This is a genomic window from Stenotrophomonas geniculata, assembly GCF_034508895.1.
Taxonomy (GTDB): Bacteria; Pseudomonadota; Gammaproteobacteria; order Xanthomonadales; family Xanthomonadaceae; genus Stenotrophomonas; species Stenotrophomonas geniculata.
In genome coordinates this window covers 1,448,359-1,465,078 of sequence record NZ_CP140571.1, presented here as the reverse complement: position 1 = coordinate 1,465,078, position 16,720 = coordinate 1,448,359, and the positions used below count along the sequence as shown (strand labels likewise).

The following is a 16,720-nucleotide window of genomic DNA, read 5'->3' as shown; positions in this document are numbered from 1 at the left end:
CTGCGACGAAACGGGATTTCCAGGGAGTGAATGCCCGCATCTATGGATTGGCCAGGGGGCGTCCCTTGTGCAGGCGGTGTCATGGCGGCCGGCGATTCCATCACGGTCGCGATAGGGGCCGGCCCATAGCCTGAAAGCCTCCCCTTCCACAGGAGCTCCCATGCCTGCTTCCCGCGTCCGCCTGCACGTTGAAGACACCGGTGGCGATGGCCGCCCGGTCATTCTGATTCACGGTTGGCCGCTGTCCGCCGATGCCTGGAAGACGCAGGTGTCGATCCTGCGCGACGCGCAGCACCGGGTGATCAGCTACGACCGGCGTGGCTTCGGCCGTTCTGACAAGCCGGCAGAAGGTTACGACTACGACACGCTGGCGGCGGATCTGGCCGGGGTGATCGAGGAACGTGACCTGCGCGACGTCACCTTGGTCGGCTTCTCGATGGGCGGTGGCGAGGTAGCGCGTTACGTGGCCAACCATGGCCAGGAACGCCTGCACAGTGTGGTGTTTGCAGCAGCGGTGCCGCCGTTCCTGCTACGCAGCGACGACAACCCGGAAGGCCCGCTGACCCAGGACAAGGCTGACGAAATGCGCAGTGGTCTGGAGAAAGATCGCGAGGCGTTCTTCGATGGCTTCACCCGCGATTTCTTCAGCGCCAATGGCCAGCTGATGGTGACCGAAGAGACGCGTCAGGCGGCCATCGCGCTGTGCCATCAATCCGATCAGACGGCGGCGCTGGGTTGCATGCACGCGTTCGCGACCACCGACTTTCGCGACGATCTGAAGAAGATCACCGTGCCAACACTGATTCTGCATGGTGACAGCGACGCGATCGTGCCGTTTGAAGGTTCTGGCCAGCGCACGCACCGGGCGATCGCAGGTAGCGAAGTGGTGATCCTGGAAGGCGCACCACATGGGTGCAATACCAGCCATGCGGACCACTTCAATCTTGCGCTGCTGAACTTCCTGAAGCGGTAAGCTGCGGCCATGCGCCAGACCAAGACGCCCCCGTGGAAGAAGCCCAACCCCAAGGGCCAGACCTCGCAGCCGCTGTCACCTGCGCAGAAAGAGGCGGCGCGGCAGCGTGCCGAAGAGAATGGGCGACGTTATCCGAATCTGGTGGACAACATGTGGGCCGCGAAGCTGCCGCGCGGATCGTGATCTGTAGAGTTGAGCCATGCTCGACTCCGCTCTGCATCCATCCACGCATGGCGTGGATCTACTGCAAAAGCAGCCGAGCGTGGGCTCGGCTCTACAGGTTGGCCAGCGGCTTCCAGCCGGATTCCAGCCAGGGCGCGATCTTGTTCTGGCGGACGGTGATGGCCTCAACCGGCAGCCCCGCCAAGCGCGCAAGCTCTGCACGCAGCACATTGGTATCCACCGGCAAGGCCGCAGCCACCTGCAGCCGATCACCCTGATGCCTCACCTGCACCGGAAGCGTGGCGTGCGCGTCGTGCTCGCCGCCGGTGCGCCCGATCGGGTAGCGCATCGCTACCGGCCGCGACAGCTGCGCCAGTGCGGGCTGCCACGCCTGCAGCACGAGAGGCTGCCCGGCAGCGGGAACCTGTACTTCTGCAATCGTGGCCGGGTAGCCAGTGAGGCTCTCGACCATCACCTGGAAGCGCGCGCCATCCGGCATGACCAGCACGGTGGCGATCAATGCGGAGAACGAGACGAACACGGCCGCGAGGTTCCAGCTGCGCGGCGCGGTGGCCGGGCGCGTTGCGGTGCGCAGGCCCGGTCTGCGCCGCAGTTTGCGCGCGTAGATGCGCCGGTCCTTCCGGCGCGGGCTGGTGCTGTGCTCGGGCAGGTTCAAGGGAACCCGTGGAAGGCGCGCTACGCGGGCCTTGATCAGGCGCGACAGCAGCATCCACGCGATCACGAATGCCAGCAGCGGAAGCAGCGTTCTCACCCACAGATACAGCGTGACCATCCACAACACCTCTACGTACGACCATCCATGCTCATCCACATCCTACCGGGACCACGCGACGGTTGTCGTATCCGCCAGCCGACAAGCACAGGGCGCTTGGTTAGGATGGTCCTTTGTTGTCACGGATGAACCGATGGTCTCTGCCGCTACCCGCTTCTGTCGTATCTGTGGTCCTGGCCCGATCCTGCTGGCACTGCAGGTGGTGGCGCTGCTGGCGGTAGCGCTTGCAGCCGGCTTCTTCCACTACCGCGTGGGACTGCTGCTGGAGCCGGTGGATGACGCATGCGGTGGACCTGACCCGGTCGCGCGCATGCAGGTGGCCGAACAGCTGCTGGCGCGGTCCACTGCGCTTGCACCATGGCAACCGTTGCAGTGGATTCCGATGGCAGGCGTGGCACTGGCGTTGCTGGGCGCGATGTCGATCAGCGTCTACCGCCTGGGTCGCCTGTCGGAACGACTGCGACGCGCCAACTGGGGGTTGATGGCGCTGCACGCCGCGATCCTGGCGCTGGCCGTCAGGGCATTGCATCTGTACGACATGGCGTGGATCAGCGTAGCCAAACTGTCCCCAGCGGCGTGCCTGGTGGAACTGGGCGAGCAGGGCCGGCTGCCGCTGGCACAGGCGCAACAGGTGGTGTTCGGCATCCTCACCCGCGAGCACGCACCGCTGCTGCGCAATCCCGATGACCTTGCCCTGGTGCTGGTCGCGTTGATGCTGATGGTGATGGCCGCGGGATTCATGCTGTGGCGGGCGATCGTGCGCGAGCGCCAGGCGCAGTCGCCCAGCCCATAGTGGGCGTTTGACCGGCCACGCGCCTGCAATCGCGCTAAAGTCAGCACTTCGCTCCTGCAAGGATGTGCTGATGCGTTGGTTGCTGCGTGCTGTGCCATTGCTGCTGTGTTCGTTGGCGGTGCACGCCGCTGAAGTGGATCGCCGGATTGCGGTGACCATCGACGACCTGCCCTGGGCGCGGTTGGACGAGATCGTTCCGCTGGACCTGCAGTCGCGGCATGAAGCGCTGATGGCGCAGCTGCATCAGGCAGACGTGCCGGCGGTCGGCTTCGTCAACGGGAACAAGCTTGAGATCGACGGGCAGGTGCAGCCGGCGCGGGTGCAGATGCTGCGCGACTGGCTGGACGCCGGTTATGCGCTGGGCAACCACACCTACTCGCACATGGATCTGAACGCCAAGGGCGTACCTGCGTTCCAGCAGGATTTCCTGCACGGTGAGACGGTGCTGCGGCCGCTGCTGGCCGAGCACGGACTGAAGCCGCAGTGGATGCGTCACCCCTATCTGCGTGCAGGGCGCACGCCGGGAGAACGCGCGGAGATGGACGTGTTCTTCAAGCAGCATGGCTACCGCGTGGCACCGGTGACGGTCGACAACGGCGAGTGGGTGTGGGCGTTCGCCTATGCCAACGTAATGAACGAGCAGCCGGATTCCCCGGCGCGTGAGGCCACGCTGGCGCAGCTGCGCAAGGGCTATGTGCCGTACATGCTGAACAAGCTGGACTACTACGAGAAGCAGTCGCAGGCACTGCTGGGCTACGCGCTGCCACAGGTCTGGCTGATGCACGCCAACGAACTCAATGCAGCCACATTCGCCGAACTGGTGGCGGCGACGAAGCGCCGCGGTTATCGCTTCATCTCACTGGATGAGGCGATGCGTGACCCGGCCTATGCACGTGGTGCCGAAGGCTACAGCGGCCGCTACGGCCCGAGCTGGCTGCACCGCTGGGCGATGGCGGAGAAGAAACCGAAGGAGTTCTACGCCGGTGAACCCGAGGTGCCGGCGTGGGTGATGAAGCTGGCGAAAGTGGACTCGGAATGAAGCTCAGCGCTTGACGGCCAGCACGCCGTCAAGCGCCAGCTCGGCCTTGAAGCCAGCCTTTTCCAGGCGCTTGGCCACTTCGCGCGGCACATCGCGACCGCTGGTCAGCTTGTTCGGCGCGCCGGTGTAATGGAACAGCCGGCCGCCCTTGCGGATGACGCGGGCGAGGTGGTCGTAGAACACCTGCGAGTACAACTCGCCGGCGATGCCAAAGCGCGGCGGGTCGTGCAGGATCGCGTCGACACTGTTGCTGGCCACCTGTTCGATCTGCTGCGAGACATCGCCGTGGCTGAACTGCAGGCGGCCGCCGGCGGCGACCGAGTCCGGATCCGGCGACCACGGGTTGAGCGTGCGCAGCCACATCACGTCGGCATTCTTCTCGAACGAACGGATCTGGCCGACACCGGCCTCCAGCGCGCAGGCGGCGAAGTAGCCCAGGCCGCCGCAGGTGTCGAGGATGACCTTGCCGGCCGGGGCGACCAGCTCGACCTTGCGCCGTGCATCCTCGAACGGTGACAGCTTGGAGGTCGGCAGCATCTTGATGCCGTCGATCTCGAAGGTCGGTGCGCCCCATTCGGTCGGCACCAGCTTGATCAGCGAGCCGCTGTAGCGCGAGATCGGCGCGAAGTCCTCGCCATCCCAGTAGTACAGCGTGCGGTCCTTCAGCTTGCCCGGCCACGGGTAGGGCTGGCCACGGAAGCGGAAGCCGTCGGCATCCAGCGCCACGCTGTCCTCGCTGCGGCCGAGGTCGAGCGAGCCCTGCCATTCGGCAGCGCCCTTGTCATGGGCACGGTGCAGGGTGTCGGCGCTGTCGCGGGTCAGCAGGGGGCCGGTGTAATGGGGCACGGCGGGTACCGGGGCGGTTCGGGGGAGGGCATGGTACCGCAGCTGTTGCCGGGGCCACGCGTGGCTGCTGCAGTAGATCCACGCCATGCGTGGATGCAGACGGAAGAAGCCGAGCGTGGGCTCGGCGCTACCGCTGGCGGGTGCAGCTGAAGCCGTGCGTGGCTCCTTCTCCTGAAATCATGTTGACGCCACGTGATGGCTGCATGCCCTGCAGCGCGCACGACCGACGATGGACGTCCTGGGTTTCCGGTGGCTGCCGATCAAAGTCGTAGCGCAGGCGGCCGTCTTCCTGCAGCAGCCAGTGAACGGTAACGCGCTCGTGGCGGCCATCACCGAGATCCCAGTCCAGGGTGCGCATGATCAGGGTCTGGCCATCGGGCAGCTGCCGGACTTCGTCATAGGCACCCTGGGTCTTCGGCGCGCTTACCGCAAGCAGCAGAAACAGCAGCATTGGCATCGCTCCTCAAAGAAGACAGGATGCGCCCATAGTGCCCTGAGTCGCCATCAGAATCATTGCGTCTTACGGGCACTTCACCGCATACACCGGCCCAGCACCGATCAGCATCAGCGCCATGTAGTCACTATCACTGGCCTTGCCCTTCAATGTCGCGTCCTTGTTGAAGTGGAAGATGCCGAAGCCGCCGGCCATGCGGATCAGCGCGCTGTCGATCTGCTCGGCGTCATCGCGGAAGTAGCGGCTGATCTCGCTGCGGGTGGCCTTGTGCAGGGCATTCGGCTCGCGCTGCCACTGGTCGCCGCGGCTGAAGGAGACGAAGTACTGGCCGCCTTCCCGTTCGATGCGGAAATCGGCCTGCTTGCGCGCGCTGGTGGCGAAACAGCCCTGCAGCGGATCAGCGGAGAACGGAAGCCCGGCGTCGCCACCGCAGGCGGTGAGCAGCAGGAGGGCACCGGGCAGCAGCAGGCGGAGCGTGCGCATGGGATGTCCCGACGGGGCAGGTGCGGCTAGTGTAGGCAGCACTCGGGCGTCGCCCGTACAGAAATTCGGCAAGAACACAGGGGTTTTCGGATGGCGCAGGGCAAGGCACCGTGGTGCGGCATGGCCAGTTGGCTGGGGATCGCTGTGGGTTGGGGCGCGGGCACGTTGGCTGCGCAGGCGGCGGTGGCCGCAGGCGGCAATGGCATGGCCGCCGGGCTGGGCGTGGGCGTGCTGGGTGCGGCACTGGTGGGCGGCGGTCTGGCGGTGGCTTCGCGCGTGCGCGGTGAGCGTTGGCCGTGGATCGGCATCGGTGGTGCGGTGCTGAGTGCGCTACCGCTGCTGATGTACCTGCTGCGGATGATGCTGAAGCTCTGACTGTAGAGCCGAGCCCGTGCTCGGCTGATGTCCTGCGACAGCCGAGCATGACTCGGCGCTGCAAAGGCAACGGCAAGCCGAGCATGGGTTCGGCTCTACAGATTCGACCGCGGTCGCGCAGGATCAGCCACGGTGGATCTCCACCGTTACATGCACCAGCTCCTCATGGATCGCCAGCGCGTTGCGCACGGTATCGGCATCCAGACCTGCGTCGCTGGTGACCACGCTGGCACTGACCGCGTACTTGCCGCGGCCGACCTGCCAGACGTGCAGGTCGGCCAGGCGCGCCGGCCAGGGGCCCTGTTCGATCACTTCGCGAACTTCGGCCACCACCGGTGCGTCCATCTGCGCGTCGAGCAGGATGCGGCCGCTGTCGCGTAGCAGGCCTACAGCCCACACCGTGACCAGCGCGGCGCCGACCAGCCCCATCACCGGGTCCAGCCAGGTCAGGCCCAGCAGCTTGCCGCCGAGCAGGGCGACGATGGCCAGCACCGAGGTGGCGGCGTCGGCCAGCACGTGCACGTAGGCCGAGCGCAGATTGAGGTCGTGACCGTGCGCATGGCCGTGATCGTGGTGTTCGTGGTCATGCCCGTGATGATGGCCATGGTCATGCCCGTGGTGGTGATGCGCGTGGCCCGGGCTGTCGTGCAGCCACCATGCGCAGAGCAGGTTCACGCCCAGGCCTACCGCAGCGATGGCGATGGCTTCGTTGTAGTGGATCGGCGCCGGTACCCACAGCCGCTGCAGTGACTGCACGGCCATCAGCGCGGCGACGCCGAGCAGGGCGATGGCGCTGGTGTAGCCGGCCAGGATCTCGATCTTCCAGGTGCCGAAGGCGAAGCGCGGGTCGTGCGCGTAGCGGCGCGCGCAGCGGTAGGCGAACACCGCCAGGCCCAGCGCCAGCGCGTGCGAACTCATGTGCCAGCCATCGGCGAGCACGGCCATGGAGTTGAACCACCAGCCGCCGATGATCTCCACCAGCATCATGCCAACGGTGAGCCACAGGGCGCGGCGGGTATTGCGTTCGGCCAGCGGATTGCCGTCGTCGAAGCGGTGTTCGTGGCGGCGGGCGGCGGCGAGGGCGTCCAGGTGCATGGGGGGACCAAGGGGGGTGGAGTGGATACCCCCATAGGGTATATGATCCAGTCATGGCCCATGTACACAAGAATCGAAAGCAGCTGCTGACCCGGGTGCGCCGTATCGCGGGTCAGGTGGCGGCGTTGGAGCAGGCGCTGGACAAGCCCGAGGGCGAGGCGGGCGACTGCGCGGACGTGCTGGTGCAGGTCGCCGCCGTGCGCGGTGCAGCCCACAGCCTGTTGATGGAGCTGCTACACGAGCACCTGCAGGAACATGTGGTGGCTGCCGACGACCCGCAGCAGCGGGCGGACGAGGCCGCGGTGCTGGTCGAGCTGCTGCGCCGCTACGGCAAATAGGCCGAGGGGCGGTAGAGTCGACTGTTAGTCGACTGCTCTTCGCCCAGGCGGCATGAGATCCCGCGCTTCGCGCGCGAGTCGACTAACAGTCGACTCTACCCCGCGTGCCGGTGCCGTGCGTTCCAGATGTGCGTGGCGGCCAGCAGCAGGCTGCCGGTGACGGTCATCGGCGTTTCCCAGTCATGCGAGGGCAGCGCCAGCGCGCCGGCCAGCAACAGGCCCAGACCGGCGCCGGCGGTGGCCCAGGCCAGCACCGGCAGCGGGTGACGGCGCTCGGCCCGCCACAGCGCGTAGCCGGTCAGCGGCAGGGCGATGGCCACGAACAGCAGATGCACCCATTCCGCTTCGGCCCAGGTGCCGAACAGGGGGAGCGCGGCGGCCAGCAGGGGCAGCGCCAGGCAGTGCAGCAGGCACAGGCTGGACAGGGCGACCGCGCCGGCATCGAGCAGGGCGGCAGAAGGCGACTTCATCGGGGGAGGTTCCTTGCGCAACAATTGTTATACAGTAACATTTCCGTTCCGCAGCCAACCCGCTCCGACATGAACACTGTTTCCCGCGCCGACCGTCGCCTTCCGGTCACCGTGCTGTCCGGCTTCCTGGGGGCCGGCAAGACCACCCTGCTCAACCAGATCCTGCGCAACCGCGAGGGCCTGCGCGTGGCGGTCATCGTCAACGACATGAGCGAGGTCAACATCGACGCGCAGCTGGTGCGCGAAGGCGGTGCCGAACTGCGCCGCACCGAAGAGACGCTGGTGGAGTTCAGCAACGGCTGCATCTGCTGCACGCTGCGCGATGACCTGCTGCAGGAAGTGCGGCGCCTGGCCGATGCGGGCCGCTATGACTATCTGCTGATCGAATCGACGGGCATCGGCGAGCCGATGCCGGTGGCGGCCACTTTCGCGGTGCGCGACGAGCACGGCTTCAGCCTGAGTGACATCGCGCGGCTGGACACGATGGTGACAGTGGTCGACGGCAGCGCGTTCCTTGCCGACTTCGGCTCGACGTCGCGACTGGCCGAGCGCGGCCAGCAGGCCGGCCCGGAGGACGATCGCGGCGTGGTTGACCTGCTGTGCGAGCAGGTGGAGTTTGCCGACGTGATCGTGGTCAGCAAGGTGGACCAGGTGGATGACGAAGTGCTGCAGGACACGCTGGCCGTGCTGCGTGGCCTGAACCGCGACGCGAAGCTGCTGCTGTCCAGCTTCGGCAATGTGCCGCTGGCCGAGCTGCTGGATACCGGGCGCTTCGACATGGAGCGTGCGCAACGTGCGCCGGGCTGGGTGAAGGAACTGCGGGGCGAGCACACACCGGAAACCGAGGAGTACGGCATCGGTAGCTTCGTCTACCGCTCGCGGCGTCCGTTCCATCCCGCGCGATTCGCCCGCGCGCTGCAGTCGGGCATGCCTGGCGTGATCCGCAGCAAGGGCTGGTTCTGGCTGGCCAACCGCATGGACTGGGTGGGCGAGCTGAACACCGTGGGTGCCGCGACGCGGACGCAGGCGGCGGGCTTCTGGTACGCCGCGCGCGATCGCGTGCGTGCGGGCATCGAGGACACCACACCGCTGTTGCCGCCGACACCGCTGCCGTACAGCGACCTCGGATGGGCGCGCCAGCAGGCCGACTGCTGGAGCGCGCCGTTGCCGGGACCGGAGGAGTTTCCGGACGCGGCCGCGCATTCGGCAATGCAGCGCCTGTGGCACCCGTTGTGGGGCGATCGGCGCCAGGAACTGGTGGTGATTGGCGTGCACATGGACGAGCGCGCCGTGCGCGCAGAGCTGGATGCCTGCCTGCTCAACGAACAGGAGCTGCGTGCGGGACCGCTGCTGTGGCAGCAGATGCCGCAGGCATTCCCGGTGTGGAAGCGCTGAGCTAACGGCTCCTGTAGATCCACGCCATGCGTGGATGGCGGTTCAACCGGCCTTTGCCCGCCTTGTAGAGCCGAGCCCACGCTCGGCTGGCGGATCATTCCATCCGCGCATGGCGTGGATCTACTGCAATTGCAGCCGAGCGTGGGCTCGGCTCTACAGAATCGAATCCACGCATGGCGTGGATCTACAAGGCGTCACGCCACTGCCAACCCCCAGTGCTCACCTGCAGCACGTGCGTCGGTCGCAATGCCTGCAGCAGGTGCCGGTCGTGGCTGACCATCACCAGCGCGCCCGGCCACGCCGCAAGCAGTTCCTCCAGCGCCTGCAATGCGCTCAGATCCAGCGCATTACCGGGTTCGTCCAGCAGCAACAGTTGGGGCGCGGGATCGGCATACAGCACGCTGGCCAGCGCACCCTTCACCCGCTCGCCATCACTGAGGCTGTGGGCCGCCCGCTGGATGCGCTGTGCATCCAGCCCGAGCAGGGCCAGCCGCGTGCGCAGCTCGCCTGGGTCCGCGCGCGGGTTGGCGGCCTGCACGGTGTCAAGGATGCTGCGCGCGCCGGACAGCCCCAGCAACTGCTGGTCGAGCAGGGCCAGTGGTGCATGCCGTTGCACGGTGCCACTGTATGCAGGCAGCTGGCCGGCCAACACACGCAGCAGGGTCGATTTGCCGCTGCCGTTGTCACCGACCACGGCGATGCGCTGCCCCCGGCGGATCTCCAGCTGCAGCGGGGCGCTGCAGCCATGTGGCAGCACCAGCGCCTCGGCCTCCAGCAGACGCGCGCTGCCACGCTCGCCCGCACCGGCAAACAGCGCCAGTTCCGGCGCCGCATGCACCGCGGATGCAGCTGCGCGCAGCTGCTCTGCGCTGGCCTGCAGGCGCTCGGCCTGCACCTGCTGTGCGCGGCCGTGGCTGGCCTCGGCGCGCTGCTTCTGCCGGCCGAGCAGGATCGGGGCCTGGTTGGCCTGCTTCGCATCACGGTTGCCACGTGCCTGGCGCTGCTGCTGGCGTTCGTGTTGTTCGCGCGCGCTGCGTTGCTGCTGCCGGTGCTGTGCACGTGCATGGTCAAGCTGGGCGGCGGCGGCTTCACGTTCGGCGGCGCGCGCGTCGGCGTAGTGCTGCCACGGTCCGCCATAGCGATGCAGCCCGCGCGCATCGAGCTCGACGATCTGCTGCATGTGCGCCAGCAGTTCGCGATCATGGCTGATCGCCAGCAGGCCGCCGCGCCACTGCTGCAACTGTTCATACAACTGTTGGCGATGGCGTGCGTCGAGGTGGTTGCTGGGTTCGTCCAGGATCAGCCAGTCGGCACCGCTGGCCCAGGCACCGGACAGCGCCACCTGCATGGCCTGGCCACCACTGAGGCGCGCGGCCGGCTGGGCCGGATCGAGGTCGTCGGGTAGCTGCAGCGTACGCCATTGCTGCTGCAGGCGTTCGCGCAGATCCCAGCGGTCGCCGACGCGGGCGAAGTCGGCCTCGTCCACGCTGCCGGCTTCGATGCGTTGCAGTGCGGCCAGTTCCGCGCCGACACCGGCCAGTTCACCGACCGTGCCGGCGGGTGGATAGCCGGGCGTCGGCAACAGGAACACGCGGGCACTGCCGCGAACCTGGCCATTGTCGGGCAGCAGCCGGCCGGCCAGCAGGCGTGCGAGCACGCTCTTGCCGGCGCCATTGGCACCGACGAGGCCGGTGGCGACCGGTTCGAAGGAAAACGTCAGATCGGAAAACAGCGAGCGGCCGTCGGCCAATCGATACGACACGCGATCGAGCGTGAGGGAATGCGGGGTCATGCGACCTCCATGGATGCCGGGTTCTCCCCTGCGCGCAGGGGCGGGAAGAGTCAGGCCGTCTAGTGGGAAGACGGCGGCATCAATGGCGCATTGGTCGCGAGCCTCTTGGAGGAATGAGCGGCCAGTATAGCGGCAGTGGCTGAATGGTCGGGTGCGCGGCCGCCGGGCATGGCCCGGCGCTACCGATGATCGGGCGGTTCTGTAGAGCCGAGCCGATGCTCGGCTTCCTTTTGCCGCGAGACGCATCCACGCATGGCGTGGATCTACGGTACGGTACCCAGGCGGGCGCCGACGAAGTCGATGAACACCCGCAGCTTCGGCAGTACGTGTCGGCCCGACGGCCACAGCAGATGGAAGGTGCCGCAGGAATGCACGTGTTCGTCCAGCACCGTGACCAGGCGGCCGTCGGCCAGGGCATCGCGCACCGAGTGCACCGGCACGAAGGCCAGGCCGATATCGCGCAGTGCGAGCGCTACCCGCGCTTCGATGGTGTTGGCCACCATGTGCACCGGAAGCTCCTGCGGCGTTTCATCGTCGGGCCAGTGGATCGGCCACGGTTCCAGCTTGCCGGTGGTGGGGAAGCGATAGTGCAGCAGCGTGTGCTGCATCAAGCCTGCCGGCGTGCGCGGAACGCCGCAGCGCTGCAGGTAGCCCGGCGAGGCAACGACACGCCGCGGGAATACCCCCAGCCGGCGTGCGTTCATCCGCGAGTCGCTGGGTTCGCCGACGCGCAGCACCGCATCGAAGCCCTCTTCGATGACATCAACCAGGCGGTCACTGAAGTCCAGGTCCAGGCGGATATCCGGATACGCGGCCATGAATTCGGCCATCAACGGCAGGGTGAGGTCGCCCACCAGCGGCAGGCTGATGCGCAGGGTGCCACGGGGCGAGGCGTGCGGCTGTGCCAGTTCGGTGCGGGCGGCATCGCGCTCGTCGAGGATGCGCCGGCAACGCGCCAGGAACAGCTGACCCTCGGCGGTGAGCGTGATGCTGCGCGTGCTGCGGTGGAACAGGCGCACGCCCAGTGCGTGCTCCAGCCGCGCCACGCACTTGCCCGCTGCCGAGGCGGATATGCCCTGCAGGCGCCCGGTCTCGACAAAGCTGCGGGTGTCGGCGGCATGCACGAAGGTCTGCAGGTTGGCGAGGTTGTCCAGGACTGACATGGGCGTGCGGGCAATGAAAGCGGCAGGGTAGGCCGGCGCGGCTGTAGCGGGCGGCTCCGCCATCGCAACACTGTGGTGCGGGGTGGCGTGGAGACCGTTGCGGCCTTGCGGTTCCGGCCATCATGCCGATTGCGGACTACACGGTCCATGATGCCCGGAGCGGCAACCGGCTTTTTGCGCGGACGCCCGCTGCCTAACGTGGCGGCCTCTCCCCCACGGATCACCGCGATGAATGCCGCTCCTTCCTTCGAACCTGCGCCGACACTGCCTTCGGTGCAGCGGCTGCTGCAGCAGGTCCACCCGCAGCGCCTGGTCGGTGCGGTGGTGCTGGTGCGCGAGCACGGCGCGCTGCGCCATGCCAGCGCCACGGGCCTGGCGGATCGCGAGTCGGCCACGCCGATGCAGCGCGACCAGCTGTTCCGGCTGGCCTCGGTGAGCAAGCCGCTGCTGAGCACGGTGATCCTGGGCCTGGTGGCCGAGGGCGTGCTCGACCTGGATGCACCGGTGCAGCGCTGGCTGCGGGACTTCCGCCCGGCGCTGGCTGATGGCAGCACGCCAGCGATCAGCCTGCGCCAGCTGCTCAGCCACAGCAGCGGGCTGGGCTATCGCTTTCTCGAAGCCGATGCGAAGGGTCCCTACGCACGCGCTGGCGTCAGCGATGGCATGGACGCGAACCCGCTCTCTCTGGCCGACAACGTGCGCCGCATCGCGCAGGCACCCCTGCTGTTCGCGCCGGGCAGCCAGTGGCTGTACTCGCTGGGCGTGGACGTTGCCGGTGCCGTGGCTGAAGCAGCGACCGGTGAATCCCTGCAGGCACTGTTCGAGCGCTTGCTGGCCGCACCCCTGGGCCTGCGGGACACCGCCTTCGCTGCGCGCAACGCGGCACGGCTGGCCACGCCCTATGTGAGCGACACACCGCAGCCGCACCGCCTGCGCGAAGGCGAGGTGGTCGCTCCGTTCGAGGGTACCGTCGGTATCGAGTACAGCCTCGCGCGCGCCACCGATGCCAGCCGTTTCCCCTCGGCCGGGGCAGGCCTGGTCGGTAGCGCCGATGAAGTGATGGCGGTGCTGGAGGCCTTGCGTGATGTGCAGCGTTCAGGCCTGTTGCCGCCCGCACTGGCAGCGGAGATGGCCAGCCCGCAGGTGGGCGAACAGGGGCCGCCGGAACCGGCCGGCTGGGGCTTTGGCCTTGGCTTTGCGGTGCTGCGCGATGCGGCCGCCAGCGGTACGCCGCAGAGCGCAGGCACCTGGCGTTGGGGCGGTGCCTACGGGCACAGCTGGTTTGTCGATCCTGCGCGTGGGCTCAGCGTGGTGGCGCTGACCAACACCCTGTACGAAGGCATGGACGGTGCCTTCGTCGATGAGCTGCGCGATGCGGTCTATGCCGATCTGGAGACCGCGCGATGAGCGGCCATGCCATCGATGCGGCTGGCCCGGCCGGTGAAGCCACGCGCCTGCCGTGGGCGGGACTGCTGGCGCTGGCCGGTGGCGGCTTCATCACTCTGCTGACCGAGACCCTGCCGGCCGGCGTCCTGCGGCCGATGGGCGAAAGCCTCGGTGTGAGCGACGCGGCGGTTGGCCAGCTGGTCAGCGTGTACGCGCTCGGCTCGGTGATGGCCGCACTGCCGATGACCGCACTGACCCAGCGCCTGCCGCGACGTCCCTTGCTGCTCGCCGCGATTGCCGGCTTCGTGGTGGTCAATACGCTGACCGCATTGAGCAGCAGCTACCCGCTGATCCTGGCCGCGCGCTTCCTGGCCGGCGTGTGTGGTGGCCTGCTGTGGTCGCTGGTGGCCGGCTACGCCGCGCGCATGGTGGTGCCCTCGCTGCAGGGCCGGGCAATCGCGGTGGCGATGGTCGGATCGCCGCTGGCACTGTCGCTGGGCGTACCGGCGGGCACCTTGCTGGGCCAGCAGATCGGCTGGCGCTGGGCATTCGCGCTGATGAGTGTGCTGGCAGTCGTGCTGCTGGCCTACGCGCGCTGGGCATTGCCCGGGTTGCCGGCGGCGGCGGCCGGTCAGCGTACGTCGTTGGCTACGGTGTGGCGCATGCCGGGCGTGCGCAGTGCGTTGGCGGTGATGGTGCTGTACGTGCTGGCGCACAACGTGCTCTACACCTACATCGAACCGCTGGCGGTGGAGGCCGGTGCCGGCCCGTGGCTGGACCGCCTGCTGCTGGCATTCGGCCTGGCCGCCATCGCCGGCATCGTCATTGCCGGCTGGGGTGTGGACCGTCATCTGCGCACGCTGGTGTGGGCCGCGGTGATCGGCTTCATCGTGCCGGTGCTGACCCTGCTGTTGTGGCCGGGCGACGCGATCGCGCTGCTGCTGGCGACGATCCTGTGGGGCGTTGCCTTCGGCGCGGTACCTACGTTGTTCCAGACCGCATTGGCGCGGCGTGCCGGTGCCGCCGCGGATCTGGCGCAGTCGATGCTGGTGACCGGCTGGAACCTGGCCATTGCTGCCGGTGGCGTTGCTGGGGGTGTGCTGCTCCAGGCGGGCGGCCCGAACCAGTTGGGATGGCTGCCGTTGCTGCTGCTGTCGGTGAGCGTGGCGTGGTTGCTGGCACGGCCGAAGGCCTGGGCGTAGGCGGCGATCAGTGATGGCGCGGTGCCGGCCAGCGGCCGGCACTACCGTGGTCCACGCCATCCACGCATGGCGTGGATCCACCGAGCACAGCGACCCGCGTTTGCCTTTGCTTTTGCTTTCTTCTGTTGATTCCGTGGTGGGACGCCGCCGGAACCTGTCAGAGGCCGGGGCGGTCGGGTTCGCGGGGGTGTCCGCGGCATGGATGCCGCGGCCAAGCCCCCATGGACGGGTTTACGGCGTCCCCCGCGAACCCGACCGTCCCGGCCACCCCGGGGATAGCAGTACGCGACCCACCACGAGGGGCTCCGCCGTTCGCCGTCCTACTCCACTCCCTCACGCTCGATCGGCACGCTGCGCGGATTCTGCATGTGCTCCCGCGCCGCGCCATAGCGCTGCTGCCGCTTGTGATGGAACACCACGAACTCATCCCGTGGCAGCGGCCGCGAGAACAGCCAGCCCTGCGCGAACTCGACCTTGCGGGTATGCAGATACGCCAGCTGTGCCTCGGTTTCAACGCCCTCGGCCACCACCCACAGGCCCAGCTCCTTGGCCATGTCGATGATGTGCGGCGTCACCGGGCTGGTTGCACTCTCGGTGCCGATCGCATCGATGAACGACTTGTCGATCTTCAGCGCGTCCAGCGGCAGCTGTTCCAGGTACTGCAGGCTGGAGAAGCCGACGCCGAAATCGTCAATGGCCACGCTGTGCCCGGCCCGACGTGCCTGTGCCAGCATCGTGCGGGCGCGGTCCAGGTCGAGGAAGCCGCGCTCGGTGGCCTCCATCCAGATCTGCTGCGGCAGGATGCCGCTGCCGGCCATGTGCTTGGAGATCATCTTCAGCGCGCGGCCGCTGCTGATGTCTTCGGCGGCCAGGTTGATCGCGATGTGCGCGCTGCGGTCGGCCACCAGCAGCTCGCGCATGTCGCGCACCACGTTCTCGATCACCAGATCGGTGACCGCGCCGATCATGCCGGCCTCTTCGGCCAGCGGAATGAACAGGTCCGGCCGCACCTGGGTGCCATCCGGGCGCTGCCAGCGCACCAGCGCTTCGGCGCCGACGCAGATGCCGGTATCCAGTTCGATGATGGGCTGGTAGTGCAGGTACAGCTCGCGGCGGCGGATCGCCGTGGCCAGCTCGCCGCGCAGCGACAGGCGGCGACGCGACAGCCAGATCACCAGGCCGGCACCGACAGCGGCCAGCAGAACGCCGATCGGCACGAACAGCCACGCCTGCTGGCGGAAGGTCGCGGCGAGCGCGGTACGCGGTGTGGTCGCGATCGCCAGCCACTCTTCGTTGCGGGCGGTGGCGTACAGGGTGTTGTGGTCCAGGCCTTCACCAGGCGTGCGCAGCAGGGTCTCCAGCAATGCCGGATCCATGCCGTCCTGCCTGGCCAGGAGGCGGCCGTCCGGGCTGGCCAGGGCAAGGCGCACGTTCGGGTCGGCGATGACATCGACGAAGCGGCGCGGATCGACCAGCACGTCGTAGTTGCCATACAGGATCGACAGGACCTGGCGCCGTCCGCTTGCCTCGGGGCGCACATCCACGGCGATGCCGGCGCCATCACTGGTGACGTGGTCGGACTTGGGCTGGTTGACGTCGGACAGGAACGGCCCCCACGACGTACAGCGTAGCTTGCCACCCTCGAAGTAGCCCATCTGGTCGACCGACGGCGAGGTCATCACCAGCGTCTGCATGCGCCGGATATGGTCGGGCCCGCAGGCGTTGTGGGCGCCGACCTCGGCCGACTGCAGTGCCGCCAGTGCTTCCTGGTAGGACTGGTCGGCGCGGCGCAGGGCACGGCCGGCAATGTCGCGCAGGCGTTGCTGCTCGACGCTGACCGCACGGTCCCAGGTGGCATAGGCCATCACCGCGATCGGCACGGCCGCGGCCAGCAGCGCCAGTGCGGTGCCACCAATGATGACGCGCAGCCGGCTCATGGCCGGGGCTCCAGCGGGGCGGGC

Annotated in this window: 18 protein-coding genes; 9 read left to right on the top strand and 9 right to left on the bottom strand. The window is 67.9% G+C overall.

All coding sequences use genetic code 11. The annotated features are described in order from the left end of the window. Positions 1–160: 160 nt before the first annotated feature. Together RI032_RS06915 and RI032_RS06910 are read left to right on the top strand one after the other, a co-directional pair. Complete coding sequence (locus RI032_RS06915) at positions 161–973, top strand: alpha/beta fold hydrolase (RefSeq protein WP_099560723.1); 813 nt, start codon at positions 161–163, stop codon at positions 971–973. A 9-nt stretch (positions 974–982) separates the two neighbouring features. Next, entirely contained in the window at positions 983–1,156 is a 174-nt protein-coding gene (locus tag RI032_RS06910; protein WP_005412082.1) for a hypothetical protein, read from the top strand. A gap of 91 nt (positions 1,157–1,247) precedes the next feature. On the opposite strand, the gene RI032_RS06905 is transcribed toward RI032_RS06910, so the two are convergent. Continuing rightward, complete coding sequence (locus RI032_RS06905; protein WP_197656777.1) at positions 1,248–1,928, bottom strand: hypothetical protein; 681 nt, start codon at positions 1,926–1,928, stop codon at positions 1,248–1,250. Between the two features lie 133 nt (positions 1,929–2,061). Between RI032_RS06905 and RI032_RS06900 the strand changes: the two genes are divergently transcribed. Both RI032_RS06900 and RI032_RS06895 read left to right on the top strand, forming a co-directional pair. Beyond that, the gene (locus tag RI032_RS06900) at positions 2,062–2,721 is read left to right on the top strand and encodes a hypothetical protein (RefSeq protein ID WP_322548039.1); all 660 of its coding nucleotides are present in this window, start codon (positions 2,062–2,064) and stop codon (positions 2,719–2,721) included. A gap of 70 nt (positions 2,722–2,791) precedes the next feature. Continuing rightward, positions 2,792–3,760, top strand: coding sequence for a polysaccharide deacetylase family protein (locus RI032_RS06895; RefSeq protein WP_322548038.1), 969 nt, complete (start codon positions 2,792–2,794; stop codon positions 3,758–3,760). Between the two features lie 3 nt (positions 3,761–3,763). Here RI032_RS06895 and RI032_RS06890 read toward each other — a convergent pair whose 3' ends face one another. The 3 genes from RI032_RS06890 to RI032_RS06880 all read right to left on the bottom strand — a co-directional run bounded on the left by RI032_RS06890 (position 3,764) and on the right by RI032_RS06880 (position 5,543). After that, positions 3,764–4,606: a class I SAM-dependent methyltransferase gene (locus RI032_RS06890; RefSeq protein WP_260363976.1), complete on the bottom strand. Its 843-nt coding sequence runs from the start codon at positions 4,604–4,606 to the stop codon at positions 3,764–3,766. 127 nt (positions 4,607–4,733) lie between these two features. Beyond that, entirely contained in the window at positions 4,734–5,057 is a 324-nt protein-coding gene (locus tag RI032_RS06885; protein ID WP_111173667.1) for a hypothetical protein, read from the bottom strand. Positions 5,058–5,126: 69 nt separating this feature from the next. Then, complete coding sequence (locus RI032_RS06880; protein WP_197656781.1) at positions 5,127–5,543, bottom strand: hypothetical protein; 417 nt, start codon at positions 5,541–5,543, stop codon at positions 5,127–5,129. Positions 5,544–5,633: 90 nt separating this feature from the next. Here RI032_RS06880 and RI032_RS06875 point away from each other — a divergent pair, with 90 nt between their 5' ends. Continuing rightward, positions 5,634–5,918 carry a hypothetical protein gene (locus RI032_RS06875; RefSeq protein WP_019660881.1) on the top strand — a complete coding sequence of 95 codons (285 nt, stop codon included), beginning with the start codon at positions 5,634–5,636 and terminating at the stop codon, positions 5,916–5,918. A gap of 123 nt (positions 5,919–6,041) precedes the next feature. Here RI032_RS06875 and dmeF read toward each other — a convergent pair whose 3' ends face one another. Beyond that, positions 6,042–7,013, bottom strand: coding sequence for a CDF family Co(II)/Ni(II) efflux transporter DmeF (gene dmeF, locus RI032_RS06870; protein WP_322548037.1), 972 nt, complete (start codon positions 7,011–7,013; stop codon positions 6,042–6,044). A gap of 53 nt (positions 7,014–7,066) precedes the next feature. On the opposite strand from dmeF, the gene RI032_RS06865 reads away from it, so the two are divergent. Then, a complete protein-coding gene (locus RI032_RS06865) occupies positions 7,067–7,351 on the top strand; it encodes a metal-sensing transcriptional repressor (protein ID WP_010484160.1) in 285 nt (94 codons plus the stop codon). 95 nt (positions 7,352–7,446) lie between these two features. On the opposite strand, the gene RI032_RS06860 is transcribed toward RI032_RS06865, so the two are convergent. Continuing rightward, positions 7,447–7,821: a MerC domain-containing protein gene (locus RI032_RS06860; protein ID WP_010484159.1), complete on the bottom strand. Its 375-nt coding sequence runs from the start codon at positions 7,819–7,821 to the stop codon at positions 7,447–7,449. A 69-nt stretch (positions 7,822–7,890) separates the two neighbouring features. Between RI032_RS06860 and RI032_RS06855 the strand changes: the two genes are divergently transcribed. Further along, on the top strand, positions 7,891–9,216 hold the full coding sequence (locus RI032_RS06855; RefSeq protein ID WP_019337975.1) for a GTP-binding protein: 1,326 nt from the start codon (positions 7,891–7,893) through the stop codon (positions 9,214–9,216). 184 nt (positions 9,217–9,400) lie between these two features. Here the strand turns inward: RI032_RS06855 and RI032_RS06850 are convergent, their stop codons facing one another. Together RI032_RS06850 and RI032_RS06845 are read right to left on the bottom strand one after the other, a co-directional pair. Next, positions 9,401–11,008, bottom strand: a complete 1,608-nt coding sequence (locus RI032_RS06850) for an ATP-binding cassette domain-containing protein (protein ID WP_322548036.1) — start codon at positions 11,006–11,008, stop codon at positions 9,401–9,403. Between the two features lie 263 nt (positions 11,009–11,271). Next, a complete protein-coding gene (locus tag RI032_RS06845) occupies positions 11,272–12,171 on the bottom strand; it encodes a LysR family transcriptional regulator (protein WP_010484156.1) in 900 nt (299 codons plus the stop codon). Between the two features lie 228 nt (positions 12,172–12,399). Here RI032_RS06845 and RI032_RS06840 point away from each other — a divergent pair, with 228 nt between their 5' ends. Continuing rightward, complete coding sequence (locus tag RI032_RS06840; RefSeq protein WP_224328922.1) at positions 12,400–13,578, top strand: serine hydrolase domain-containing protein; 1,179 nt, start codon at positions 12,400–12,402, stop codon at positions 13,576–13,578. Further along, positions 13,575–14,759 carry an MFS transporter gene (locus tag RI032_RS06835; RefSeq protein ID WP_322548035.1) on the top strand — a complete coding sequence of 395 codons (1,185 nt, stop codon included), beginning with the start codon at positions 13,575–13,577 and terminating at the stop codon, positions 14,757–14,759. The genes RI032_RS06840 and RI032_RS06835 overlap by 4 nt, the downstream gene beginning before the upstream one ends. Before the next feature lie 320 nt (positions 14,760–15,079). On the opposite strand, the gene RI032_RS06830 is transcribed toward RI032_RS06835, so the two are convergent. Next, on the bottom strand, positions 15,080–16,696 hold the full coding sequence (locus tag RI032_RS06830) for an EAL domain-containing protein (protein ID WP_109815298.1): 1,617 nt from the start codon (positions 16,694–16,696) through the stop codon (positions 15,080–15,082). Positions 16,697–16,720: the final 24 nt, after the last annotated feature.